The sequence below is a fragment of the Peribacillus sp. NPDC097264 genome, assembly GCF_050277925.1.
In the GTDB taxonomy this organism is placed as follows: Bacteria; Bacillota; Bacilli; order Bacillales; family DSM-1321; genus Peribacillus.
In genome coordinates, this window is the sequence record NZ_JBNNSR010000006.1 from 64,461 (window position 1) to 89,492 (window position 25,032).

A 25,032-nucleotide genomic window follows, 5' to 3' on the forward strand; every position below is an offset into this window, starting at 1 on the left:
TCCTTTGGGTGTCTAGTACCCGAAAATTATCTAGCCTTCCGCTCAAAATGATAATGCAGACGATATTCACATATATCCTTTGTCATCTCAAATAAAAGCTGCTGATCCTCTGGTGCAATATCGAAATTCAGCTTAAACGTATCATCTTCATACGATATGAGACCTTTAGAACTTCCACTCCACTTGGTCATCGGCATCGTTGATATTAACTTACTAACCCCGGCTTCATCATACTCCCATAATTTCTTTGAAGAGTTGTCCGCAAAGTCGATTTGTTTCCGATATTCCGTTTCAGTTAAGTACCCGTGGAAGAACGGAGCTGCTTGCTTAGATGTAATGGGTCGGAACCAATTATTCGGTCCACGCTTCAACATCGCCAACAGCACAACCATCTTATAACTCTTGGCCATACTCGTCTTTTCTACTTCCACCAACCATTGTTCATAGTTATGGAAAACGGCTGATTCACTTTCTGAAAGCTCCCCCGCCCATTCTAAAAATCCATAATAAGACGAGAATTCTTGTCGGTACTGCGGAGATTCAGAGGCGCCTTTTAGATGTAACTCCAAATATATTGGTCTTCTTCCTAACTCTTGCTTTAATACAAGATAATCGCTCAGTAGTTTGTCCCGTCTAGGTTGTTTCTTCCTCGTCATTTCCTTTAAAAGATTAATAACTTGAACATCCAATTCTATATCACATAATTCAGGAACGACTGGCTCAATGACCTTGCTTTTCTTTTTGCCGCTGAAGTCTTTATCAAACAAACTCAACTTAACATCTGCATTACGATAGTTACCTATCAAATCGATGATCACGCAATGATCCTTGGTATTATGGAGCCGTAGCCCTCTGCCAATTTGTTGGGTAAAGACGGTTAAAGATTCAGTCGGTCTTACAAATAAGAGCGTATCTACAGCTGGAATATCGACTCCCTCATTGAAGAGATTGACCGTGAAAATGATATCGAGAGTGCCCTCTGCAAGCTGACTTATCGCGTCATCTCGATTAAAACCCACTTGCTTGGAATGAAGGCTAACCGTTCGAAATCCCTTCTTATTAAAATAGGTAGAAAGAAAATCGGCTTGTTTAATCGAAGAACAGAAGCCTATTGTCCGCTTCTGCTTTTTGTCTGTCCATGCCTGTAGTACCTTATCCGCCATTTCATCCCGCAACTGAAGCTGAAGTAATTCGGTTTCATCATACCGATTTCCGAGCCACGTAATTTGGCTATAATCTGTCTCATCATAAACCCCATAATACTTAAATGGTGAAAGCCAGTTCCGCTCAATTGCCTCCAAGAAATCCAATCGGAAAGCGACATTCCCACCACAAATTGCATACACATCTTTGTTATCGTTTCGATCCGGTGTGGCTGTTATCCCCAGCATGAATTTCGGCTTAAAGTACTCCAGGACCCGTTGATAAGAATCCGCTGCCGCGTGATGAAATTCATCGACCACAATCAAATCAAACTCTTCAGGATCAAATACTTGGAGATGTCGTTGCATGCTTAATGTATAAATCGATGCAAAAGTAGTGTGTCCGTTCGTTTCCTTCACCTTGCCATTATAGATAGAAAACTCCTGATCAGGCATGACCGTCTGGAATGATTTCTTTGCCTGATGCAGGATTTCTTCAAGATGGGCAATAAACAGGACCCGTTTAAAATTACGGGCAAAGAAACCAGCAAGGTACGTTTTTCCTAATCCAGTCGCCATCACGACCAATGCCTTATCATAATCTTCTTCCAGTGTTTTATTCAGTTCCTCAAGCGCTTCGATTTGTGCAAATCGTGGATAGATCTCTCCATACGGAGCTGGTGGATCATGAATGACTTCAGCAGTTGGAATGGGTTCTGTCTCACTCGGAAGCATTAAATCCATTTCTTCTGTTTCTGTCCATTTATTTGCAAGATTTGGCGTATCTATATGAAACTTCTCATACCGATTTTCGTACTCCCTCAGCGTTTCTTGATTCAATGGAATCGTTTGACCGGCATAAAACGTTTCTAAAAATAGATGCAAGCCTTCGGAAAATACATCCTCATCATCACTAACGGAAAGACTCCACTCCACCCCATGACTTAAAGCAGACCTTGATAGATTAGAAGAACCAACAAACAAGCAATCCTGCTTCTCCGTTTGGAAAAGGTAGGCTTTGGGATGAAAGGACACACCATTACTCTTCCACAGTCTAACCTCAATCCTAGGATCAATCTCTAAAAACATTCGCAATGCTTCTGGCTGCGTCACAAATAAATAATCCCCTGTACATACCTTAATCTCTGCCCCTCGTTCAGCTGCCACTTTCAAGGCATCTCTCAGATACTGAACACCGGACTTCATGACAAAGGAAGTCAAAATACATATCGAAGAAGCAGACTGAATCTGTTCCAATAAGTGCGTTCCAAGTTGATGGGTGATTAACTGAACCTTACTCATCTTCAACCTCAATCAGATAAATCTTCTCCTTAAAGCCACCTCGTTTAGCAGCCTTACTTCTCCGCACTTCTTCCACTTCTTCAATAGAAGATCCATGATATTCAGCTAGTGCATGCATGATTTCTAACACATCTGCCAATTCCTCGATCGCATCTTCTTTGTTATCCGTCTCTACATATTCCTGAAGCTCCTCAAAACTCTTCTTTTTCAATTCATCTATGTATTCTTTATCATTTAACACTCTTGTTGTATATTTCTTACCCGTAGCTTCGATAATTTCCGGGATACGATCACGGACTAGTTTGTTATGGACTGGCATATTACAGCCTCCTTTAGGTTTATATCATGATTATATCAAAAGACCCTCTTTATTTTGTTATTTCCATACAGGCTCTCAATCATGATATTATTTAAACATAGCAAAACCATAGGAGGAACCCATGAAGAAGCTAGTTAAAGTAGTTGCAGCCATTATCGAAAACGAGAAAAATGAAATACTATGTGCGTTACGCTCTCCAGACATGAGCATTCCGAATATGTGGGAGTTTCCCGGTGGAAAAGTGGAAAAAGGGGAAGATGCCTTTTCTGCTTTAATAAGAGAGATTGATGAAGAATTGCAGTGTAAAGTAGAAACAGAAGGGGCAATATTTAATGATAACACCCATGAATACGACACCTTCATTATTAATTTGTTATCCATAAAATGTAGGATTATTGAAGGAACACCAACAGCAAGTGAGCATTCCAAGTTTATTTGGTTAAAACGAGAAAATTCAAGCTCTCTAAAATGGGCACCAGCTGACATCCCAGCAGTTGAGCAATTGATGAACGAAAAAAATAGTCTTCTCAAATGAGAAGACTACAGAGTGTAGACAAACCCCTTTTTCAAAAAGCTATTGATGAAAAAGGGATTTTTATCTTCTTTTAATTAGCATATTTAGTTGTAATTTCGAATTAAGGACACTATATATTGTTGCTAAACTTTATACAAAAAACAGCTGTCGACTTTGTCGACAGCCTGTAGTCTTCTCAAATGAGAAGACTATTTTTTCATAACCGGCTTATTTCCCCAACTACTTCTAGCCTCATACCACATTCGTTCTCTCTTTAGATATCGTCTTTTTCCGCTTTCTTATAAAAAGGGCTCAAGTTTATAAATAGTTTTTTCAACTGTTCTTCTTCAATATTATCCTTAAATATATATTCAATCAGTTCTTCTTGGCGGGCCTGTCCTAAACTCAGTCGGTAGAGAGCAAGGATTTTCATAAGCCGGTCATATTTTACCCCGTCTCTGCTAAGTGGATAGAGTGGAACAATCCTCTCAATTTTAATGTCCTGGTTTCCTGGGAGACTCCAAAACGGCACTAATTCCGATGTTTGATCATCTCTTTCCACGAAGTTCGCGGTATGAAACATCTCCTGCCATATGTTTTTTTTAAATTTTATATCACCGTATTTATTGGCGATGTTCTGCCGGATAGCTAGGGATTTATACCGGTTGATTCTACCCTCTCGCTGCTCCAGGTCAATCGGGTTTGAAGTGAGATTCCAATGGAAGATTTTCCGGCAATAATAGTGAAAGTCTAGTCCCTCCTGTCCGATTGAAGTTGTGGCCAACACAAATGGACGAAAGGGCGAATTGAACGATAGCCGGATGTTTTCCTTTCGGTTAAGTGTTTTATCCTCATTTCTCGTATCATAAAAGCCAACGGCATAATTGGTTCTCATTTTGATGTAGGGGTCTTCTCCCCCTTTGTTCTCTTTGCCATCAGACATGATGCGATTTTTAAAAGTTTGATACGTATCAACATTGTAGCTTGCCGTGTGTGTTTTTAGAGAATTGGCCATCACTTTAATCAGCTGTTTATTTCGCTGCTGTTTTTCTGCTTTATTCAGCCCGCCTTCTTCAAGAAGCATATGGGCATATTCATCGAGCATGGCTTGGATATTTCCATCGACACAGTATTTGAGCACGTTTTGCCAATAAGCGTCCTTACTTTCCGTTCCATATTCTAGTTCGACAATAGAGATGGCTTCCTGTGTATTAAAACGGTCAACCATGACCTTAGCCAGATGAATGGCTCCTGTCAGAGATTCACTGTCCAAATCCTCAAGCATCCTGGCTACGGCCACGGCGGGAGATCCTAAAACCATATGAACGAGAACATCAAGTAAATTATCTGGCTGTCTCCCTAGCACGGGAAGCTTTTCACTGACAAAGATTGACCGAAGCTCTTCTACATGCTTCTTTAATACACCTTTATCCGCTCCGTTCTCTTCTTTTTCATCAGCCTCCAATGAAGGTAAAACATCCGATTTCTCAAACCACTCCTGAATCGGCTTTTCACCTAAATCGAATAACAATGGAGCCAGGTAATACCATCTTTCATCCTGACGTGACTGGTCTTCCTTCCGTTCATATGGTAGTTGATCGAGCCTTTTTTGAATTTCAGCCTTTATCTCTCCTTTTATTTCGGCAATAGTAAGCTTCCTATTCAACACATCTACCGGGTTGAAGAGCTTAGCCAAGGTGATGGAAGGATATAAAAGAGTAAGATGATTCATATTGGCTGGCGCCTGATCTTTCATAGCGAACGTTAATCTTGGTGAAGGGAACCGTCGTTCTGCAAAGTAGTTTCGTGTTTTATCCTTTTTCTTCTTTAGTGTTTTCTTAATCAATTCTCCTACTGTTCGACGCTCAGCTTCATAGGAAATAAGAGTCGCGATTGCCCGCGGGACCATTTCCCATGCAGAGAACGCTAGCACTTTAGAAAAACGGCTTTGCCCGGTGAAAGGACCCCCAAACTCATAGTAGGGAATGGACGGTGGGATCCACATAAGTCTCTCCGCTTTTTTTGGAAGGGAGGTTTCTTGCAGTTTCGTTAGCTTGGCATTCATGGCCGGCAATTTCTCATAGTTTGCGATTGCCTTTCGACTCACCCAAAGCACAGGTTTTCTAGCCAATGTGATTTTGTCACGGTTTTCCCTAAAATAATGGGTGATCTTTTGCTTCAGCTTATAATGCTCCATGAAGGACATGAGAAAAGGTGCGGATTTCACATATTCTGCCGGTACCTTGTCCTTTAAATCTGCATCCTCCAAAAGTCGGTCCATTTCGATATAGGACAGCACATCATTTTCGGTAATCCTCAGAGGACTCCCAACGGAAGAATCAATCAGCTCGCTTGCACCCTCCACAAGCATACGTTCAGTACGTGCTATACCTTTATAGAGACTATCTTCTGCTTTCTGTTTCTTGATTGTGACCATCGCAAAATCTTGAAATTCTAATTGGCTTAAAGCGAATGAATAATCATGCCACACTTTCTTGAAATTCTGTTGATGCTCCGGATGTTTTTCAAACAAAAAATCCGTGACCTGCATAAATTCCTTATAGTGATCATCGCTTCCCGTTTCACTCATTTCTTCCATTGTGGAATATAACTTGTAGGGAGTGGCAGACAATAAAAGAATGTTCACCTTTTCTTCATTTTCCTTGGAGCTGTTAAAAAACTTACTGGCTAGTAGGGCCGTTTCACTCTCTCCGTCAGAATCAATCAGCTCGGGGAAGCGCTGAAACTCATCCATAATCACAAGATCAGCATCCATTAAATCGACACTGATTTCTGCCATCATTTTTCGCAGCTCATGGATCAGTTTACTGGCACCGTCTACTCGTTTACCCGGTATTCCTTCCCTGCGTATGACGTGACAAACCTCTGCTAAAATCTCCACCAAGTCCGCTTCCTGCTTGAAGAAACCATCGACCTTCTCAAGGAGGACTGTGCAATATTCGTTATTGCTCTGCGCGTCACAAGCCTCGACTCTCTCTTCATAAACGTGTTTCCACCAATCCCAGCTTTTTGTGGCCGTGTCCATCATCAAGGTTTCTAACTCAACTAGATAAGGCTGCAAAAGGTGATATCTTTTTAAAATAGCGAACATCAAAGCTCTTTCTAAAACACTTCCACAACCTCCAGTCATATCGAAGGAAGTGGATGGGGTTAACGGAATGAGCTGGATATAATGATCCTTCATTTCCGGATTGAATTTATTTTCAAATATTTTCAAATGCTGCATCGATAACCTTGTATCCGACAGGCCGTCCAACAAAACCTGTTGATCGATTTTCAGCTTCGCCAGGTTTTGGCCTGCAATGCTTTGATTGGAACAAACATATACGACCTTAAATAAATCATCATTCAATGCATACCGGTGATAGCGGGCCATTTTGGCTATGACCCCTCTCGCTATCATTGTTTTGCCAAGCCCGACTTCATCCGCTACTAGGACACGTGCATAATCATGGGTAAAAAGGTGATAGACCCTCTCCACGGTTGCTTGCTGAAAATCTTTTAACCCAGAAAGGATTTCCTGTTCCTTTTGAATGAGATTCATCATCTTCTCACCTTCTTAGCTGCTTTGTTGAATGTTTGATATAAGGCATGGAACTCATTTGGGATGATGTCTTCGTCATGGGTGATGATATCCATAATCGCTTCCACTTCTTTCAGTTTCTCTGGTGAACGGGAAGCTGCTCTTAGCATATTCTCATAGAGAACAGGGTAATCGCCTGTCGTCATATCCCAATTCCCTGCTCCAAACTTCTTATTCTGTGACTCCTCAAGGGCAGACAATAGTAAATCATCTGATAATAAAAAAGCCACATATTTCAGAAAGGTGTATGGGTCATTAATAATGGAACGGAAGATTTCTGATTCTCTTTCTTTTGGAATCCCTTCCGTCTCAATCTTGATAATTCTCTCCACCTTTTCGCCGTCTTTTTCTGCCCGGATATTATAAAATTCACCCAGCTCTAACAGGCTCAAATTTTGAATGAATGTCTCCTGTTTGAGTGGCTGCATGTTTTTACTTAACAATGGCCCAATTGAAAACTGGGTATCTTCAGGAAGTGAATCAAAAGTAATTCGCATAGTAAAGTGATTTTCTTCAGTAAGAATCATGGCTTTCGATGGTATTCGGCATAACTCTTTGATTCGCTTCTGTAGTTCATCGGTTACGTCTGATTCAAACTCGTCAGTGAATGGTGGAAGGGTTTCTATTTTTTCGAAGGGATTTTGTTCTTCATTCTCCCCGAATAAATCATCCAATAAATCCATAATCTTGAACCCATATTTTTGATAGTGTAATTTCAGCAAGAACTCTATGTTCCCGTTAAATGCATTGGATGAGCTATTGGCGGAACCAATATAAATATGATGCTGATTATATTTGGTTCTGGCATAGAGCTTTGCATGAATATCCTGAAATTGAGCCATGACATGTTCAGCATTTTCTTCACTAATGGAGGACTCGCCTTCAACCACACTATCTTTCAACACATATACATCGAAGTCCTGGAATACGTGTTCTTTAAGCTTAGATAATTCCGTTTTCCTTGTAATCAACACTTTAGTCGCATCTTTCAATGATTTATCATTTAGTTCTTTTATGATCGTTTCACTAAGGAATGGCGAAATGATAATCAGTTTATGATAGGTTTCAAATAGTTCCGTCTCTTCTTTTCCATATCCCTCAATGCCAATCGGACAGAACTCAACCTCCGGAATCGATGAATCAACCGTATCAAATTGGACGAATTCCAGCTCTGCTATTAATTTTTTGATTTGCTTTTTCTTTTGCTTATTTTTTGTATAGGGGATAAGGAAAGACAAGAAATCGGATAATGGCTGATTTCGAGGATTCTTTCCTTTTACCTTTTTCCCTTCCAGCGCAATCGCCATATCCCAGCTTCTATCGAAGGTCAGATTACGGGACAACACCAGCACCCGATATAATTCATTCCGATCTTTGTCATGATATTTTATGACCCAAACTTTTGGGTGAAAAGAATAATCGTTTTCTAATGCCACTTCAAATACTGAATTCTCCATTAATGCGAATAGGTTGTTTCCGTTCTTCGGCGCCTTAATTTGTCCTGCTTCACAATATATCGCAAATGCGTCCACGCTTCTTCTTAATCCCTCAAGAACATAAATTGGATCATCCTGAAGTGTATGGTCCATTTCTTCTGAAAGACTCAGGGCCAAAGGAACACCAACAAGTGCCTCCAAGTCCAATGAGTAAGTCGTTCCAATGGCAAACTCCACATCATACCCTGGCGGGGGCATTAGCAAATCGCTATAATTGAGTCGATTCTCTGCTGGTTTAAGCATGAGGTTCCTCCAATCCTTTCATGGTATCTGTGAGTAGTACTTTTGCATTTGCAAAACGGTATTGAAGCTTTTCGGTCCCAACCCAATCCCCTTCTTTATAATGGTACACCTTCGTATTGTGAAGCTTTGCGCGGTCTTTTGTTTTCAGTTCAATTTCACGGTTTATAATAAGCTGATCCATGACTGACTCGTCCCCTGATATGACTGCTTTTTGCCACCCCTCAAGAAACCTGTTCAATCGAATATTATGGATGCCAAGGCGATGGGTAAGCTCTCTGAATGGAAAGGACGGAAATTCTCGTTGGACAAAGGAACTCACCTTCCACTTTTCCCACTTCTGCAGGGCTTCTTCATTCTCTCCATTAGAAAGGATTACATTGTAACGGATATTCGCACCAGAGACGAACTCGCTAAACCGCTTTGCCATCATGTAGTCTTCTTTTATATGGGCCGGAAGATGGAGAGCATCACCAATGGCTTCGAAATCATGAATTTTCTCCACTTCTTCAAAATCTCTTTTAAGCAAAAAGGCAAATAAACTCTCTTTACCTCTTTCGGATTTGACGATTTTCCCTTTTAAGAATTCCGCCTCATGATAACTAAGTTCCATAGTGAGACCTTCCCTCCAATCCGCTTCTGGAAGAAGGCAACTCCAAAACATACCATTATATTCATCTATACTTGTATTCACATCATCATTTTCTTCATTGCCTAAGAATCGTGCCGAGTTTTTATTCTTCTTCATACTGATAACTGCCTTTGCATAGTTTGCCAATGAGAGGGAGTTATGCTTAAAGATTTCAAACGTTCGCAGTCCACTCCAATAGATACTGGAAGGTTTCCTCTTAAGCTTATGACCTGCACGAGCTCCAATAACGCCATCAACCTCTTGTTTATTCAAAATATCAATTAACGCGATTTCTTCTATATCTAGCTTTTCGATAAGTTCCTTCGAAGATTTATAATTCTCTTTCTCTAGTTCCATCAATAAATAAGGGACAATAAAAAAATACTTCGCCCTCGTCTGGATGGTCGATGTACCAGGAAAAAGAATATCAGCCAAGCCATCCCGAATGGACCCAATTCCGAGTTCATCCAATGCTCCTGGGGAAGATAGGGCATCAAGGACTGCCATCACCTTATTTCGATGTTCCCCCGAATAATCAATCCAACCAATTTTTAAAGAATTCAATGTAGCGCTCCTCTTTATTTAGTAGAATGAATTTAGATAACTTTAAATTTATATGCACATATTGAAAAAAAAAACCAAACCCATTTATATACAATAATACTGACGTAGTTTCAGTCCTACTTACAATTGTATCAGTAATTCGCTTTTGAAAAATAAACGGTTTATTGGTAATTATTTACTCATCATTAGTTAAATCCCGCAAATTTAAGCTACTAAAATGGGCACCTTCAGACATCCTAGCAGTTGAGCAATTGATGAACGAAAAAATCCACTTTACAGATAGTAAAATGGATTTGCATCTTATTAAAGCAATCTAAGCACTTCCCTAAATACCTTCGATGGCTGGTGAATCAATAATTCTGTACTTAATACCTGTGTCTCGCTATCCTTACTTATCGATAAGGTTTGTTCTTCTTGGTTCAACCGAATTTCGATATCTTTAAATGAAAAGGTTCCAATCTTGGAGGCCTGGTCGACGACCTGACTATCCAGGCTGATTTGAATCTGATCCGATATCCTTCTAAGCATCCTCCAAAGAGTCGTTTCCTGTTTGTTTTTCATGTATAACTCTGGTAGCTCTTTCGCGTCGTTTAGTTGGGTTAGTGTGGTCATCATATAGGTTGCGATCCCGTATTTAACCGGACGGATCGCCTGCTTCGTATTCTTCCAGACTTCCACAAAGAACGTCACGAAATGTTTATCCGTTGATAACCTCTTGATTTCACCATACTCCGTAATGCCGTTCTCTTCGATGCCCGAGGTCTTATAGAGGGCTACATATTTCGCTTCCTGCCACCCTTTTCTCAAACTAGTAACCGGGATTTGATAGGACCCTTGTTGGATAAAATCTCGGTAATCCCCTTCAGACGAAACCGTTCCGACAAGTACTTTTTCCTCTAACGTGGATGTCCATTCTTCTTTCGTTCCCCTAGGTAAGATCCCTTCCGCTTGGATTTCCTCAGGACTTTTTTCAATGAGGTGCTCGATGAATTGTTCGACCAGATCCGTGGCCTGTGGCAAAAATGGCAGGCCGCCGATATTGACCGAATCGATACTGTTATAAAAGTGGTGGTCTTTATAGCTTTGTTCATCAGACCAAGGAAACAACACATAAGCCCCGAATGCCGTCCGCTCGTATGGACCGCCATTCATCGAGACAATAGAATCCCGGTACCGGTGCATCGTATTGATGTCCTCTTCTAGGGGTCCAGGTGTTTGATAACGACTTTGGTAATAGCTGTCCGGCTGGGCATAATCAATCCGGTACTTGGCATCGAATACATAGTTATAGCTGTGGCTCTTGCCTTTTTTCGCAATCGTCAGCATCGTATCAGGCTTTTGCGATACCGTCGGCAATTTCCCTACGTACTTTTGATACGTGAGTTCGATTCTTTCCTTTGTCACTGGGTGCTGGAAGATTCGCCTTGCTGTTCGATTGGCTTCCAAGTTTACGAAGAGCCCATCTTTATTCACACTGACAATATCTTGACTCATCAGCGTATACTTGCTGTTCAAAATCTGGCCAAGCTTCAAAAAGGTCCAGTATTCATATAAGGTGGCAACGTCCTTCACCGACATTTGATAAAGCTTCCCTTGCAGCATGAGTCCTTTTGAAACCGTTAAGAAAATTTGAAACGCATCTCGATACCCCGGTGCCATTTGGAGTACCAAACTCATCACCGAACGATCAAGCCTGCCGATCCTTCGCCAAAATCCATTCTTCTTTATCGATTCCAACTGCCGTTTCATCTCATTCAAACGCAGTAACAGTTCGGGATCCGGCTTTTCCTTGAACCGTTTATTTTGGTTCGTCAACGCTCCCAGCAAATCATCGAACTTATGAATCAACCGTTCCATCATCCATTTCACATACCGATTTTCATTTGTATCGTAACGCAGCTCTTTTTTGGGCTTCATGCCATCTCGTGGCATCATCATTTTCCCGTGAATGTAAATCCCTTTTTCCACTTCAACGAACGACTGACTGCGCTTTTGCAGATACTTCCGGGTATAGAAATCAGCCTTGCTCATTTGATCGCCCCGTGCTTTTACATACGTCGTTTCCAACTTGTGGTGTGGCTGCCGCTCCACACGGTTGACTGCCTGGATGAACTGCTTGAAGTGCTTTGTCATCAAGCGGTAAAATTCCGCCCGGCTTGGTTTGCCATCCAGCTTAATGCTGGCACCTAAATAGGTCTTCCGGATAAAGTGAAAAGCCAAGTTATAAATCTCATCATTCACTTCATCCAGCAACTGCCGGTAATCCTTCTGATAATCCAATTTGACCGGAAAGATCTCAAGTATCACTTCCACTAGAACGCGCTCTTCGGAACGAATTTCAAAGGTCGTATACCCGACCTCATTTTGAAACTGAAGATTTCCCATCAACATCGGAATTTCCGCGAGGTCCACTCGTGTAACCGCCTGGCGCAAGAGAGGATGCTCATGATAGAATTCCAATTCTTGATTTCGTTTGGAAACCACAATCACTTGATACGTCCCATTCTCGAAGAAGATCGGGCGGACGTCCTGTGACTCGGTTAACTTCCCCGATTCAATATCATAGACTTCAACACGTTGTATCTTCTCACCCTGTACGGAAAATTGCATCACATCATGAAAATCCATCTTGCGGTACTGCTTTAACCCCTCATAGCGGTAATGAAATGGTTTTCCTTTGATCGCAAGGGACAGGCCATCTGTCTCGATTTTGACCAGCGTGACATCATCAGGAGATCCAGAAGGAAGTGAAGCCATCTTCTTCTAACCTCCCTAACATCTCGACTACCTTAGCCGCACTCTTTGGATACCTTGCCGTACTACTTTCATTCCATGCCGGATCATCACTATATTCTTTGTTCGTAAATAATTGATATAACCCTCTTAACAGTCGATCTACACGGCTGTCACTTCCAGAAATGCGCGGCAGGATCTTCTGTAAAATGCAGTGATCGAACGCGGTATTGAAATCCATCAAATCGCTTTCTTCATTATAAGCAAGATAAAAGCAAATCTCGTCGCGAACCCGGTACCCGATATGGGCATTTGTTAAATTCAACGATTTATTGATTTCTTCTAATTCCGCCGTGACTTTCTGAACCAAATCCTGATTTCCGAGATAAAGGTCTTTCAGGTGCAAATATTTCGACCTGAACATATGGTCCTGAACCAGCTTTGGTTCCACTTCTTCTTGGTCTTCCAAAAAGGAAAGATTCGATAACGCCACCCGGTTAAATTCAATCGTATTCGCCCGGTCAAGCACCTTTTTACTAAAAGGATGGGTCGTTTCATCCATATTGACCGTCCCGATGACATACAGATTCACAGGCAGCCTGATATCCCGCTGTGCCATCTCCGCTGATAGAAGGGTCGACGTAACCATCTCCCCGGCTTCCCACTTACGGCTCTCCATCACACTCAGCACATCACTAAAATAATGCTCCACCCGTGCCAGATTCATCTCATCCAGCAGCACAAAATAAGGATTATCCGGATTCTGTTCCGCTTTTTCAATCACCTTCGTAAAGGGACCCTGCTTGAAATCGCCCTTAATATCCACATACCCAAGCAAATCCGACCCATCATTCCAATCCGGGCGAATCGGAATCAACGTGAACTGCCCATTCTCCTCCGTCGCCCCCACACTCTCCGCAAACCACTGAACAATCTTCGTCTTCCCCGTACCGGAAATCCCGGAAAGAATGACGAATGGCTTTGTTTTAAGAGAGAGAAATAAGTTCGTGACTTCTTCCTTGGTATAGAAGAAGCCTTTAGCAGTTATGTAGGAATGGATGTGGGTGATGAGGTCTTTGTTCGTCGCTAGCCATTTTTCTTTTTCATATGTAAATTCATTACTCATAGGTGGTGTATACAAAGAATCGATCTGCGGATCTTTTTTAAATTCAACATACTCTTCATAATAGCCAACCATCATTTCAAGGTCATGAATAAGCTCAGATTCCGACGGTAGGTCATCCAGGTTATATTCAATATAAGCAGCTGTAGACTGCGCATATAGCTTTGATCTATGGCCCTCACCTATATATAATTGATCATCTTTGTTCACTGAAGTATCCATGATAATATGGTCGCGAATATCCTTCTTGATCCGCTGTATATCTTCTTTAGAGGTTTCCGTAACGCCCTGACTGAAAGACAAATAAAGTCTCTGCATATCTTCACTGAATAAATAAACGAGATAATAGCCTCTTTGTGTAGAATTAGTGACAGTACGATTTAAAATAGCAATCCAAGGTGCTGAAGTCCATTTTCCTTGACCAGCAGATGCTGTAACCAAATATCTTACATCATCAAGAAAATGCAATTTACTAAGTACTTTAGGAACATCATGTCTGATAAAACTAGCCAAAGAGTGTCCACCGAAATTTTCACTTTTAGCAGGTAGATATTTACTTGAAACATTCAATAAACAATCTCGAAGATTCACATTTTCCATCTCCTATTATTTTTTTATAATATATTTAAATAATTTAAAGGTATTATTAGAATAACAAAAATCCCGCAAAGTATATGTATATAAACAGGACTTTAACTTTAAACTACTTACCCTTCGGCTCAAAATAATAATGCAACCGAATATACACCAATATCATTTGTTTCATTAAATAAGAGTTGCTTATCCTCTGGTGTAATTTCGAAATTCAGCTTGAAAATATCATCTTCATAAGAAATTAAACCCTTAGAACTTCCACTCCACTTTAGCATTACATAATTACTTTAATTACTTCACGACAAATGATGAAGTCAGAATAAATATTGAAGAAGCAGACTTAATCTGCGTCAATAAGTGCGTTCCAAGATGATGGGGAATTAACTGGACCCTACTCATCCTCAACCTCAATCTGATAACCATTCTCCTTAAAGCCACCACATTTAGCTGCTTTACTTTGCTTTATTTCCTCTACTTCGTCAATAGAAGATCCATAGTCTTCAGCTAGTTCATACCTGATTTACAGCACATCAGCCAATTTTCCAATCGCATTTTTTCTATAATTCTTCAAACTTTTTTTTCTTCGATTCCTCCATTATGTATTCTGCATCATTTAGTACTCTGGTTGTATATTTCTTAGCGGTATCTTCGATAATTTTGGGATACGATCACGGACTTTCATCATCCTTAATTGGTTTACAAAATACCAATTGACCTCTTTTATTATAAGCTTTAATTCTTTTACATTTTTTTATTTAATCTTCTTTAAACTGTTCCCCTTTTGTCCTTGTTACTTCACAATATTTCCATTATTATAAAGTGAGTTATATTAAGGGGGATTATAGTAAATGGCAGTTTCACCTGGATTATTTGGTTTAAATAAATCTAATCGTGACTTTACAAATAATAAAAGTTGGGGGAAAAACCAATTTAATAGTTCATTTCCTGCATCATTAGCTTGTTTTATGTATTCACAGGGTTTAGAACCTGTTTATTTAAAATTAGATTCCGAACTAAAAGTTGAACACAAAAAAATTGCTGTTGAAACATTATTCGGTCTTGAACCGGGTAATGAAAATTTATACTTCGCGTTTGAACGTGATTTTGTTCCTTATCAACAATTTGTTGAAGGTACTTTACCTCGAGTTGATCTTGTTACAATGGACAACTCAACAACTAGCTGTTTAAGAGGGCTAGAAGTTAAATTAACAGCTTTACCAGATCAAACTACTTTTATGTTAAGGGATGAGACATACGGTTGTGAACTTGTTATTAGACCTGACACTATTGTCTACCTTGCAGTAAGTATCGCTACTGCATATAGTGATAAACAACAAGATTTGTATGATTTATTACATCCTGTCTGTGGCCACATTGAAAATTGGACAAATGCAAGTGAAATATTACCACAATTACAAGGAATGGTGACTGCACTAGATGAAGTATTACTATCAAATTTAGATAAACAAAGTCCACTGATTATGCAACCAGTTTGGAAAACAATTGGAAAATCTCCTACATTTGCTGATAACTGTCTTGATATGTTTATATGGAGTGACTTCGCCTTTACACGCCTTTTCGTAGACATTACTAAAGAGTGTGCTGAAGCAGAAAATGTCTCGAGAATTATGAGAACATCCATCTGGCTGACAAAAATTTTATACGACTACTCAAGAAATGGTCAGATTAACCATGAGACAGTTATTGATGAATTATCGTATAATACAAAGAATGATAAGGCTTTTTCTTTGCCTGGAGTAAAAACACACAAATACATGACTTGTAATGAATTAACGAATCCGAGGGTTACAAAAAACGATATAAGTCGTATAATTTTAGGTGGAGGCGAGAAATTTTTAAGTCCTGAGAGAAGATTTGACGCTGTCATCGTAAATACTCCTGGTCTGTTTGAGAGTATATAATTACGCCTCCTTAGTAATGAAAGGGTGAATTTAAAATGAAGATAGTAGACTTATTTTCTGGTTGTGGGGGTATGTCTTTAGGATTTCAAAATGCGGGATTTGAGGTAGTAGCCGCTTATGACAATTGGGACAAGGCCATAGATATTTATCAAAAGAATTTTGATCACCCTATTTTCAAATGTGATTTAGCAAATTTAGATGATTTTAGTGAAATACAGGATCATAAACCAGATATGATAATTGGTGGACCTCCTTGTCAAGACTTCTCGTCAGCTGGCAAACGTGATGAAAGCTTAGGTAGATCCGATTTAACTATAAAGTATGCTAACATTATTAAAGAAGTAAAACCTAATTATTTTGTCATGGAGAACGTTGATCGAGTCGAAAAGTCAAATGCTTATAATTTATCCCTTCAAATATTTAAAGATGCCGGCTATGGTTTAACGTCTACAATACTTGATGCAAGCTTTTGTGGAGTTCCACAAAAACGAAAGCGATTCTTTTTGATTGGTGAACTCGGTGGTGTAGATAATGTAATAGAACCATACTTAACTGCTAGAATGTCTACAAAAAGAATGACAGTCCGCGATTATCTTGGAGACAGTTTAGGAATTGAGCATTATTATCGTCATCCGAGAAATTACAATCGACGTGGGATATTTAGCATTGACGAACCGGCACCAACAGTCCGAGGTGTAAATAGACCTCTACCTGAAGGGTACCCTGGTCATTCTGCTGACTCTGCCCCAATATCAAAAAATATTAGACCTTTGACTACTATTGAAAGAAGTTATATTCAAACATTTCCTAAAGGTTTCATCTTTGACCTTCCAAAAACGCATTTAGAACAAATGATAGGTAATGCGGTTCCTGTTAAACTTGCCGAATATGTCGCAACTAGTGTGAAAAATTATATAGAGAACAAAGAGATAGAACATGGTCATGCACAGATAGACCTATTTAATTTCGAATTAGTAAAAGCCTAACAAGGCTCAGAGTTTAGACAACCCCCTTTTTCAAAAAGATATTAGTGAAAAAGGGGGTTTATCATCTTATAATTAGCATATTTAATTGTATTTCCGTTATAAGAACACTATATTTTGTTGCTAAACTTTATACAAAAAACAGCTACCGACTTTGTCGATAGCCAGAACCTAACAAGGCTTTCTTTTACCTCATTTACTCAAAAAAGCTCCCAAAACAAATATTTTTCTGTGCACCGAATGGACACTTAAAAAAGTGGACCTATTCGGATTTTTTTGTTTTCTATAAAACTAAACTAAATCAACGAAAAATAACTAACCCCGAACAGAAAAATGACATTTTCAAGTGAAATAATCGTTAAAAAACAGCGATTCGATTAAATAGAACCATACAAATATGTCAATTAAAGGTGGAATCGGATGTTAAAGAAGTACATAACTCGAAAAATTAAACAGACGATTTATATATTAAACCATTAAATTGACAAACAGGAGTCCAAATATCAACCAAGGCAAAGAACTCTTCTTTAAAATTCCTTGCTCCTGTTAGGACCTATTCCAATTCTGACTTAAATAACTGGAGTGCTGTACTGTTGCTTAAGCACAATAAAAAGACATTTTTGTTTACTGGAGATGCCGAAGAAAAATCAGAAAAAGATATCTTGGCTAAAAATCTAGTACCAAGTATAGATGTACTAAAAGTTGGCCATCATGGGGCAAAAACATCAACAAGTTCAGCTTTCATTAATCAATCCAAACCAAAGTATGCTGTAATTAGTGTTGGAAAAAATGGTTATGGTCACCCTACATCTACCGTAGTAAAACGATTAAATTCTGTTAAAGCTAAAACATATCGTACAGACAAATCAGGAAACATTATTTTTACTTCTACGGGTACGAAAATTACTGTAAAGACGGTGAAGTAAATGATAAGGGGAATTATTGATCGATTTGAAGGAGAAATTGAAGTTGTAGAAATGGAAGGCACTAAAATGAAGGATTTTCCCAAAGCACACTCCCCATAGATGCTAAAATTGGAGATATTTTAATCTTTAATGGACACGAAATAACAATTTCTAAAGAAAACACTAAAAAGTTAAGAAAAGAAGTTGATGATTTAATTGATGACTCTTCGAGGATTAATAGTATAGTGTACAGCCCTCTCACTTGAGCCAGGGCTTTTTCTTTTTAAGCATTACTTAAAAAGGCCTCTCTTAAGAAAGACCTTTTCAAAGTAATGACTTTGTACTTAATTTATATGGAACTTTACTTTTCACAAGCGATTAAGTCCTTATCACGATCCTTACTTTTGTTAGCATCATAGAGTACCTTTGAAACATAAGGATTGTATTTCGTTTTACCGCCCTTGTTTTTAACTGAAGAAGAACGAGCTACGCCTCCTTTGTATTTCTTATTCAGCTCAGTACAATTTTTATATGTTTTGACTTTAGCTTTTGCTTCAACAATCTCATTAGAACTTATTGAAAATCCCAATACTATGGTTAAAGAGAGAAAAGGAGCCAGTATTTTTCTCATGAAACAGCCTCATTTTGTATACTATTTTTTACATAATTAATAATAATTAACTTCACTGAGATTTACAATATATATTATTAGACCATTGAATAAATATTAATCTACTTTTTCTTTATCCTTTGCAAAGAAATTAATCTCCCCTTTCCTTTTGTAAAGTTTGATACCACTTCCCTTTTCATATAGAAAAAGCATTTTCTTTGTGGAACGTTCAACTAGCTTAGTTTGAAGAAGTGCTGCCCTTCCCATCCTATCTTCAATTTGTTTTTTTCTCATAGATATATTTAAACTATGCCCATGACTCATATGTACTATGGTTTCAATAGAATTTAGTTTCTCTAAATTTTCAATGTGAGAATGCGCTAACCAAATGCTTTCCTTTGGTCTAAAGGAGTTACATGGAAACCAAGTGATACCTTGTTTTGCAGAAATGGAAATAGGCACTCTGTATTTATTTCCCAGTATGGACTTGGAACCTATAATGGCCCCTTCTAAACTTGATCCTAGGTAGTTAAGAGTATCATTGATTATTTTCTCTGGAGATTTATTTACCAAGAACATATTCTCTCCCTCTATTGCTCTAGTATTCTCCTTACCGAAATTATCAAACTCCGATATTAAACTAATTGTTTCTTTGTTAATTATGTATTCTCTTTTCATATTAATCACCCCTGCGACCATTATCCTATTTTATGTATTTTTTGTAAAATCAACCTAATTATCTAGACCTATAAGAACTTGTTCTTTTTGATTCATATTCCTGTTAAATGAACTTACTTTTTTACAAAACAGACTCATAAAAGCATAGTTTTTCATTTTCCCAATGAATATTCATTCATTTTTACTGATTTTCCAGTCATTTTGTGAAGTTTAATAGAACTTTTAGGTCCGGTCTCTTTGAAAATGACAATTTCATGAAATGTAGAGACATGGAGCTCCCTTCACTTAGTTATTGACAAATATTGGTTAACCCTTTATGGTTATACACATAAGTATATAACCATATAAGTTTGATTATGGTGATTCTGAAAAGTGGTGAGGGAAATGAAACCGTTCCATCAGGATAAACCGATTTATTTACAGATACGCGAGAAAATCGAGGATCAGATTGTGAATGATCAGTTAAAGGAAGGCGACCAGGCTCCTTCCACGAACCAACTCGTCAGCTTTTATAAAATCAATCATGCTACGGTGTCCAAAGGGGTTAATCAGTTGGTGGAGGAAGGGATTCTTTTTAAAAAAAGGGGGATTGGAATGTTTGTAGCGGAAGGTGCTAAAAGCAAGCTTGTTCAAAAACGGAAAGAGGCGTTCGTCGATCAGTATGTCATCGGATTGGTCCAGGAAGCAGATAATCTAGGCATCAGTGAACATGAAATAATGGAGTTCATTAAACAGGTGAAAGGACGTGGGTTGCATTGACGGTAGAGGTTGTTGTGAATAATCTTGGTTTACGCTACGGGGAGCACCATGCCCTGCAGCATATTGATTTCAAGCTGTCTGGACCGAAGATTTACGGTCTTCTCGGCAGAAATGGGGCAGGAAAAACCTCCTTACTGTCCATTCTCTCCTCTTTCCGCTCTCAAACGGAAGGTATGCTTACAATCAATGGTGAAGAGCCTTTTGAGAATGCAAAGGTCATGTCTTTGGTTCATTTCATTTACAGTAAGGATTATAAGGAGGAATCCAAAAACGCTAAAAACCTTCTCCTGGATGTCGAAAGGTATCGAGCTAATTTTGATCGTGACTATGCAGACACCCTCCTCACGAAGTTCAATTTACCGGTCAATAAACCTTTGAAGAAATTCTCAAAAGGGATGCAATCTGCCTTTGATGTGGTTGCCGGCTTGGCTAGTAGGGCACCGATCACCATTTTTGATGAAGCCTATCAAGGGATGGACGCGCCGACACGTGAAATATTTTACCGGGAAGTGTTAGAGGATCAAGCTCACTATCCGAGGATTATCATCCTTTCCACTCATTTAGTTTCGGAAATGGACTATTTGTTTGATGAAGTATTGATTCTGCATGAAGGAAAGATGTTACTTCAGGAAGAGTATGAATCGTTCATCACGAAGGGCGCTTCGATCACCGGAGAAACTGAGGAGGTAGATGATTTTGTGCGTGGCCTTGAATTGACTCAGTTAAGTGTACAGCAATTGGGCGGCACCAAGTCTGTAATGGTTTTCGGGGAACTTAGTGAAGCCAAACGAAAAGAGGCGCAGCACCGTGGACTCGAAGTGGGATCCGTTTCGCTTCAAGATTTATTCATTCACTTGACTGGAGAGGATGTCTGAAATGAATCAAAAGCCTTACTTACAAGTAACGAGGGATATGTTTTGGATGCAGTTTGTTTGGACACTCAGCTTCTTTGGCGTCATGTTGCTTATCCATGTAATTAAAATAACCACTTCTCAGTTTAGCGAGGATGAAGTAAGTACATTTTTCGCCTCGTCTTCCATTACTTCCAATATATTTATGCTTGTCATCGGGATTATCTCCTCATCTAGTTTCATCAAACACTATGTAGGCCATGGAATCACAAGGAAAGATTTCTTTTATGGTGCCACTCTTGCTTCCATTAGCTTATCCATCATCATTCCCTTGTTATCCGCACTCGTTACTCAAGTGATTTCGATGATCATCAAACTTGCTGATTTACCGATTGTTTTTCAAGGGTATAAGTCGGAGCATATAGATGATGGTGGAAACCTCATTAGTGATATGATCCAATCCGTTATTTTAACACCGATTGTAGAACTTCACAGTGACCCGCTATTAGCCCTATTGATCTTCTCATTAAATATCCTCACCTCTTATATAGTAGGATGGCTCATCGGGGCGGCCTTCTACCGGTTTGGAACCATTGCCGGCCTTGGCAGTATTGCATTGGGGGGCTTAGTTCTTTATATAGAAGACGTTCTCATGCATGCCGGACTCGCAATTGGGATGTATAACTACACCTTCACGATGCCTTTGTATGTATCGGTCTTCGTAGTGCTGGTGATAGTAGGAATTGTCCTTTGGATCATTCGGCAATTTACTAAAAGGGTAGCCATTAAGGTTTAATAGGTATGAGGATGATGTTAATAACTATAAACGTAAAAGCCTCACTACATGTCGCATGTAGTGAGGCTTTGTTTTTCAGTTCAGCTGGTGGCTGTCACTCATCTTCATCATCTTCGTCTTCCCACACGGTTAATCCGCTTAAGAACGTTTCGAAGTCAGGAGCTAATTTAATGATTTTCTCATCTTCCACATCAACGAATATAACAGGCGGGTTTTCTTTCGTCTTTCTGTAATCGAGGGCCGTCCATGTATGTCCATCGCCGGAGATAAGGACAAGGTTTTTCGGCAAATCCCATTCTTCGATTAAATATTCGCTATCCAGGATGCCATCTTCTTCAGCAATTCCGTTGATATAGTCCACGTTCACATGGTCATCCGCCCATGATGTCGGAACATCAGTTGGATAGGCGTTGCATTCAATATAGCCACCGTTCTGTTCTTTAAGGAGCGTTATATAAGCTTGCGGTAATTTTACTTTCAGCTGTTTTTCTGCTATTTTGACCATTTCATCTGTTAATGGTGCTAACTTCTCTATTTCTACATCTTCTAACCAGATGCTTTTCCCCATTGTTTGCACTTCCTATACGTTCATATTTTCATTCAAGACACATAATACATGGTTCATTATTACTTGTATAGGATTTTTATCCTTTTCCTGTTCAATATTCATGTTACTAATGTTTGGACTCCCAAAACTTAAGCTATATGTAAAGAATATTCACGAACCGAAATACTCAATGATCTCAAAACCTACATAATCTGTTTTGGCTGGATATTCCCTTCGATAATAACAATTCCAATAGCTCTCTACTCGACTTTCGATTGTATGATAAAATCTTGGATTTTCTGTAATGAAATCTTTTATTATACCCTTATCAATATGACCTACATTTTCTTTTATCACTTGTAAGATTTCAATTACATACTCCCCCGTCAGCCGAATGATATAGGGAAGGATCCACCCATTGTAGTCACTGCATTGATGAATGATCTTTTTTAAGTGCTTTTCTCTAATAAAACCATCGTGATGCCTTGTGAATAAACAATCTACTACTAATTGTTGTCGATTAGTTAAGGATTGATAGTTCGATAAGGAAAGTTCATTATTGTAAATGCGTTCAGGGATCATCAATCTACTTCCCTTAACGTCAACCTCAAAACAGGAAGAGACGTCTAACCTATTTGTTTGGGTCATCATTCTCAACACCCTCATCGCATCTTCCTTTAATTCAGGTGGAAACGCTTCTACTAATTCATATTTTTTACCTAACATGTATTCACCAACTATAATGTGCTTATTGTTCATCTTTTTCATAGACCCCGTTGGTTCAAGAAGGATCTTAATTATCATAGGCTCTAGACCAATGAAATGGTTGGATTTCCTCCAGTGTTTTATATACAAGTCTTTCATCTGGGTTCGTAATAGCTGCTTTTACATGAGGACCCCAATACCAAAGTCTTTCTTGGCATACCCCACAAGGAGTTAAGACTTTAAATTCAGCCTGTTCGTCATCTCTTGCAACACAAATAGAATGTGTAATCTTTGTGTTCAGCTTATGTGCTTCAAGAATCGCACCCGTTTCCATACACAATTCCGTCGATGCATTTATGACCTCTGGCGCAACGCTTGTCAAGACCTTACCATCTTCCGTATACATCGCTGCAGCACCACCCCATCCAGAAGGGTATCTATTTGTGATCAATTCGATTGCTGCTTGATACAGTCTTTGTTCAATATTCATGCTTCATCCCCCATCACCTTGCAAAAATACTTTTACGTATTACCACTTTAGCATAAATTTACATAATCTAATTTACTTTTTTTGGTAGTATATAAAAAGAGGCTTATTCAGCTAACGTGCAGTGGTTTAATGATCCTTAAATATTTTCAAAAACATCATAAAAGGAAGTGTTTGAGATTGGGTAGTGAAGATAAACTCATTATTTCTCCATTAAATACTGACTTGATAGAGGATATCAATCTGACAAATGATTATTTTACGTTATATGGTAGAGTTGTCCCCCGTTTACAAGCAGGAAAGTGGTCTTATGAAGAAGTTCTTTTTGATAATACTAGACAAACACGTTTTCCAGATGACAAACTTGATTGGAGTCACTATATAAACCAAGAGGATAAAGCTTTGTTTTTAGCTTATATGAATGATACGTGCATAGGACAAATTAGAATCATTAAGGATTGGAATCGCTTCTGTTATATTGAAAACATTGCGACTAAGAAAGAGTATAGAGGCAGTGGCGTCGGAACGTTGCTCTTATATAAAGCAGAAGAGTGGGCAAAACAAAGAAACCTGATAGGCATGTCCTTGGAAACCCAAGATGATAATCTTGGTGCCTGCAGATTTTACGTGAAACAAGGATTCATACTAGGTGGAGTGGACACACTCAAGCAGTCCTATAATCCTGATATTGAAACCACTTTATACTGGTATAAGTTATTCAAGTAATGAGGGCGTAGGTTCAAAAAGACAAGCAAATCAACGGAACTTCCAGTTTTATAGAAATTCCGTTTTTTATTTTATATCAACATTAACCTTTAACAGAGCCTTCTAAAAAGAAACGAAACTACTAAAGTAATCTGTATCCTCGCCAAGAATGAAAACAACAGGTAAGAAAGCTTAAGGATCCTTTTCCTTAAGCTTTCTTCATAATTATCTGGGCAACGATAAGAAGTCCTTTGTTTCACTGTAATTTCCGGCAAGCCGGCCAAGGGGCTGCAGTCGATCATGATTGATCTTATAATTACCGAGGTAATATTCTTCCTGAATATGGTATTGAACCATTTTTCCAATGATTAAGTAGTCATTCCCCAGTTTGATGATCTGCTCGAGCTGACATTCCATATTAATCGGAGCTTCTTTAATCCGTTTTGGTTTAACGATATGGCTATCGACCGGCGTTAATCCTGCTACTTCAAATTCATTTACGGAACTCGGCAGATTCTCAGACGTTTTTTGCATCTCATTTCCTAGTGTCACCGGAACAACATTAATGACAAACTCTTGTTGAGACCGAATATTGATGAGTGTATCTTTTTCTGTACCTACTCTCTCACCTACTCCTGGTCCTATAGAAATGCACAGCATTGGAGGGTTTCTGGATGCGACTGTGAAAAAACTAAAAGGTGCTAAGTTTAATTGTTCTGCCTCTGAAATGGTCGATACCCAAGCGATTGGCCTAGGAACGACAGAACCGCTTAACAGTTTATATACTTCTTTTTCTTGTAACTCTGATGGATTAAACTGCAT

The 25,032-nt window shown here is 39.0% G+C and carries 21 protein-coding genes; 8 read left to right on the plus strand and 13 right to left on the minus strand.

All coding sequences use genetic code 11. The annotated features are described in order from the left end of the window. Nucleotides 1–26: 26 nt before the first annotated feature. Entirely contained in the window at nucleotides 27–2,444 is a 2,418-nt protein-coding gene (locus ACQKL0_RS10770; RefSeq protein ID WP_427687484.1) for a DEAD/DEAH box helicase family protein, read from the minus strand. Further along, the gene (locus tag ACQKL0_RS10775) at nucleotides 2,437–2,763 is read right to left on the minus strand and encodes a nucleoside triphosphate pyrophosphohydrolase (RefSeq protein WP_427687486.1); all 327 of its coding nucleotides are present in this window, start codon (nucleotides 2,761–2,763) and stop codon (nucleotides 2,437–2,439) included. Before ACQKL0_RS10775 ends, ACQKL0_RS10770 begins: the two co-directional genes overlap by 8 nt. Nucleotides 2,764–2,884: 121 nt before the next feature. On the opposite strand from ACQKL0_RS10775, the gene ACQKL0_RS10780 reads away from it, so the two are divergent. Next, nucleotides 2,885–3,298: a (deoxy)nucleoside triphosphate pyrophosphohydrolase gene (locus ACQKL0_RS10780; protein ID WP_427687488.1), complete on the plus strand. Its 414-nt coding sequence runs from the start codon at nucleotides 2,885–2,887 to the stop codon at nucleotides 3,296–3,298. 253 nt (nucleotides 3,299–3,551) lie between these two features. Here ACQKL0_RS10780 and ACQKL0_RS10785 read toward each other — a convergent pair whose 3' ends face one another. From ACQKL0_RS10785 to ACQKL0_RS10805, 5 genes are all read right to left on the minus strand, one after another. Next, nucleotides 3,552–6,845, minus strand: a complete 3,294-nt coding sequence (locus ACQKL0_RS10785; RefSeq protein WP_427687490.1) for a DEAD/DEAH box helicase — start codon at nucleotides 6,843–6,845, stop codon at nucleotides 3,552–3,554. Next, nucleotides 6,842–8,620 (minus strand): phospholipase D family protein, encoded by a 1,779-nt coding sequence (locus ACQKL0_RS10790; protein ID WP_427687492.1) that lies wholly within the window; start codon nucleotides 8,618–8,620, stop codon nucleotides 6,842–6,844. The genes ACQKL0_RS10785 and ACQKL0_RS10790 overlap by 4 nt, the downstream gene beginning before the upstream one ends. Continuing rightward, entirely contained in the window at nucleotides 8,613–9,812 is a 1,200-nt protein-coding gene (locus ACQKL0_RS10795; protein ID WP_427650822.1) for a DUF6361 family protein, read from the minus strand. Before ACQKL0_RS10795 ends, ACQKL0_RS10790 begins: the two co-directional genes overlap by 8 nt. A gap of 303 nt (nucleotides 9,813–10,115) precedes the next feature. Further along, entirely contained in the window at nucleotides 10,116–12,569 is a 2,454-nt protein-coding gene (locus tag ACQKL0_RS10800; protein WP_427687494.1) for a DUF2357 domain-containing protein, read from the minus strand. Beyond that, the gene (locus ACQKL0_RS10805; protein WP_427687496.1) at nucleotides 12,541–14,259 is read right to left on the minus strand and encodes an MrcB family domain-containing protein; all 1,719 of its coding nucleotides are present in this window, start codon (nucleotides 14,257–14,259) and stop codon (nucleotides 12,541–12,543) included. The genes ACQKL0_RS10800 and ACQKL0_RS10805 overlap by 29 nt, the downstream gene beginning before the upstream one ends. An 851-nt stretch (nucleotides 14,260–15,110) precedes the next feature. On the opposite strand from ACQKL0_RS10805, the gene ACQKL0_RS10810 reads away from it, so the two are divergent. From ACQKL0_RS10810 to ACQKL0_RS10820, 3 genes are all read left to right on the plus strand, one after another. Continuing rightward, nucleotides 15,111–16,184 (plus strand): HindVP family restriction endonuclease, encoded by a 1,074-nt coding sequence (locus tag ACQKL0_RS10810; protein WP_427687498.1) that lies wholly within the window; start codon nucleotides 15,111–15,113, stop codon nucleotides 16,182–16,184. 35 nt (nucleotides 16,185–16,219) lie between these two features. After that, nucleotides 16,220–17,170 (plus strand): DNA cytosine methyltransferase, encoded by a 951-nt coding sequence (locus ACQKL0_RS10815; RefSeq protein WP_427687500.1) that lies wholly within the window; start codon nucleotides 16,220–16,222, stop codon nucleotides 17,168–17,170. Between the two features lie 590 nt (nucleotides 17,171–17,760). Continuing rightward, on the plus strand, nucleotides 17,761–18,093 hold the full coding sequence (locus ACQKL0_RS10820; RefSeq protein ID WP_427687502.1) for a ComEC/Rec2 family competence protein: 333 nt from the start codon (nucleotides 17,761–17,763) through the stop codon (nucleotides 18,091–18,093). A 340-nt stretch (nucleotides 18,094–18,433) separates the two neighbouring features. On the opposite strand, the gene ACQKL0_RS10825 is transcribed toward ACQKL0_RS10820, so the two are convergent. Next, nucleotides 18,434–18,703, minus strand: coding sequence for an excalibur calcium-binding domain-containing protein (locus ACQKL0_RS10825; protein WP_427687504.1), 270 nt, complete (start codon nucleotides 18,701–18,703; stop codon nucleotides 18,434–18,436). 96 nt (nucleotides 18,704–18,799) lie between these two features. Next, nucleotides 18,800–19,360, minus strand: coding sequence for a competence protein ComK (locus tag ACQKL0_RS10830; protein ID WP_427687506.1), 561 nt, complete (start codon nucleotides 19,358–19,360; stop codon nucleotides 18,800–18,802). A gap of 384 nt (nucleotides 19,361–19,744) precedes the next feature. On the opposite strand from ACQKL0_RS10830, the gene ACQKL0_RS10835 reads away from it, so the two are divergent. From ACQKL0_RS10835 to ACQKL0_RS10845, 3 genes are read left to right on the plus strand one after another with little or no spacing between them, the layout of a single operon-like run. Next, the gene (locus tag ACQKL0_RS10835) at nucleotides 19,745–20,119 is read left to right on the plus strand and encodes a GntR family transcriptional regulator (RefSeq protein WP_427687508.1); all 375 of its coding nucleotides are present in this window, start codon (nucleotides 19,745–19,747) and stop codon (nucleotides 20,117–20,119) included. Then, nucleotides 20,116–20,994, plus strand: coding sequence for an ATP-binding cassette domain-containing protein (locus ACQKL0_RS10840; protein WP_427687510.1), 879 nt, complete (start codon nucleotides 20,116–20,118; stop codon nucleotides 20,992–20,994). The genes ACQKL0_RS10835 and ACQKL0_RS10840 overlap by 4 nt, the downstream gene beginning before the upstream one ends. A 1-nt stretch (nucleotide 20,995) precedes the next feature. After that, nucleotides 20,996–21,766 (plus strand): hypothetical protein, encoded by a 771-nt coding sequence (locus ACQKL0_RS10845; RefSeq protein WP_427687512.1) that lies wholly within the window; start codon nucleotides 20,996–20,998, stop codon nucleotides 21,764–21,766. Between the two features lie 94 nt (nucleotides 21,767–21,860). Here the strand turns inward: ACQKL0_RS10845 and ACQKL0_RS10850 are convergent, their stop codons facing one another. From ACQKL0_RS10850 to ACQKL0_RS10860, 3 genes are all read right to left on the minus strand, one after another. Next, the gene (locus tag ACQKL0_RS10850; RefSeq protein ID WP_427687514.1) at nucleotides 21,861–22,334 is read right to left on the minus strand and encodes an SMI1/KNR4 family protein; all 474 of its coding nucleotides are present in this window, start codon (nucleotides 22,332–22,334) and stop codon (nucleotides 21,861–21,863) included. Between the two features lie 150 nt (nucleotides 22,335–22,484). Next, nucleotides 22,485–23,072, minus strand: coding sequence for a hypothetical protein (locus ACQKL0_RS10855; protein WP_427687516.1), 588 nt, complete (start codon nucleotides 23,070–23,072; stop codon nucleotides 22,485–22,487). A gap of 34 nt (nucleotides 23,073–23,106) precedes the next feature. Then, nucleotides 23,107–23,508: a cytidine deaminase gene (locus tag ACQKL0_RS10860; protein WP_427687518.1), complete on the minus strand. Its 402-nt coding sequence runs from the start codon at nucleotides 23,506–23,508 to the stop codon at nucleotides 23,107–23,109. A gap of 177 nt (nucleotides 23,509–23,685) precedes the next feature. Here ACQKL0_RS10860 and ACQKL0_RS10865 point away from each other — a divergent pair, with 177 nt between their 5' ends. Continuing rightward, nucleotides 23,686–24,231 (plus strand): GNAT family N-acetyltransferase, encoded by a 546-nt coding sequence (locus ACQKL0_RS10865; RefSeq protein ID WP_427687520.1) that lies wholly within the window; start codon nucleotides 23,686–23,688, stop codon nucleotides 24,229–24,231. A 204-nt stretch (nucleotides 24,232–24,435) separates the two neighbouring features. Here ACQKL0_RS10865 and ACQKL0_RS10870 read toward each other — a convergent pair whose 3' ends face one another. Next, nucleotides 24,436–25,032 carry a flavin reductase family protein gene (locus ACQKL0_RS10870; RefSeq protein WP_427687522.1) on the minus strand — a complete coding sequence of 199 codons (597 nt, stop codon included), beginning with the start codon at nucleotides 25,030–25,032 and terminating at the stop codon, nucleotides 24,436–24,438.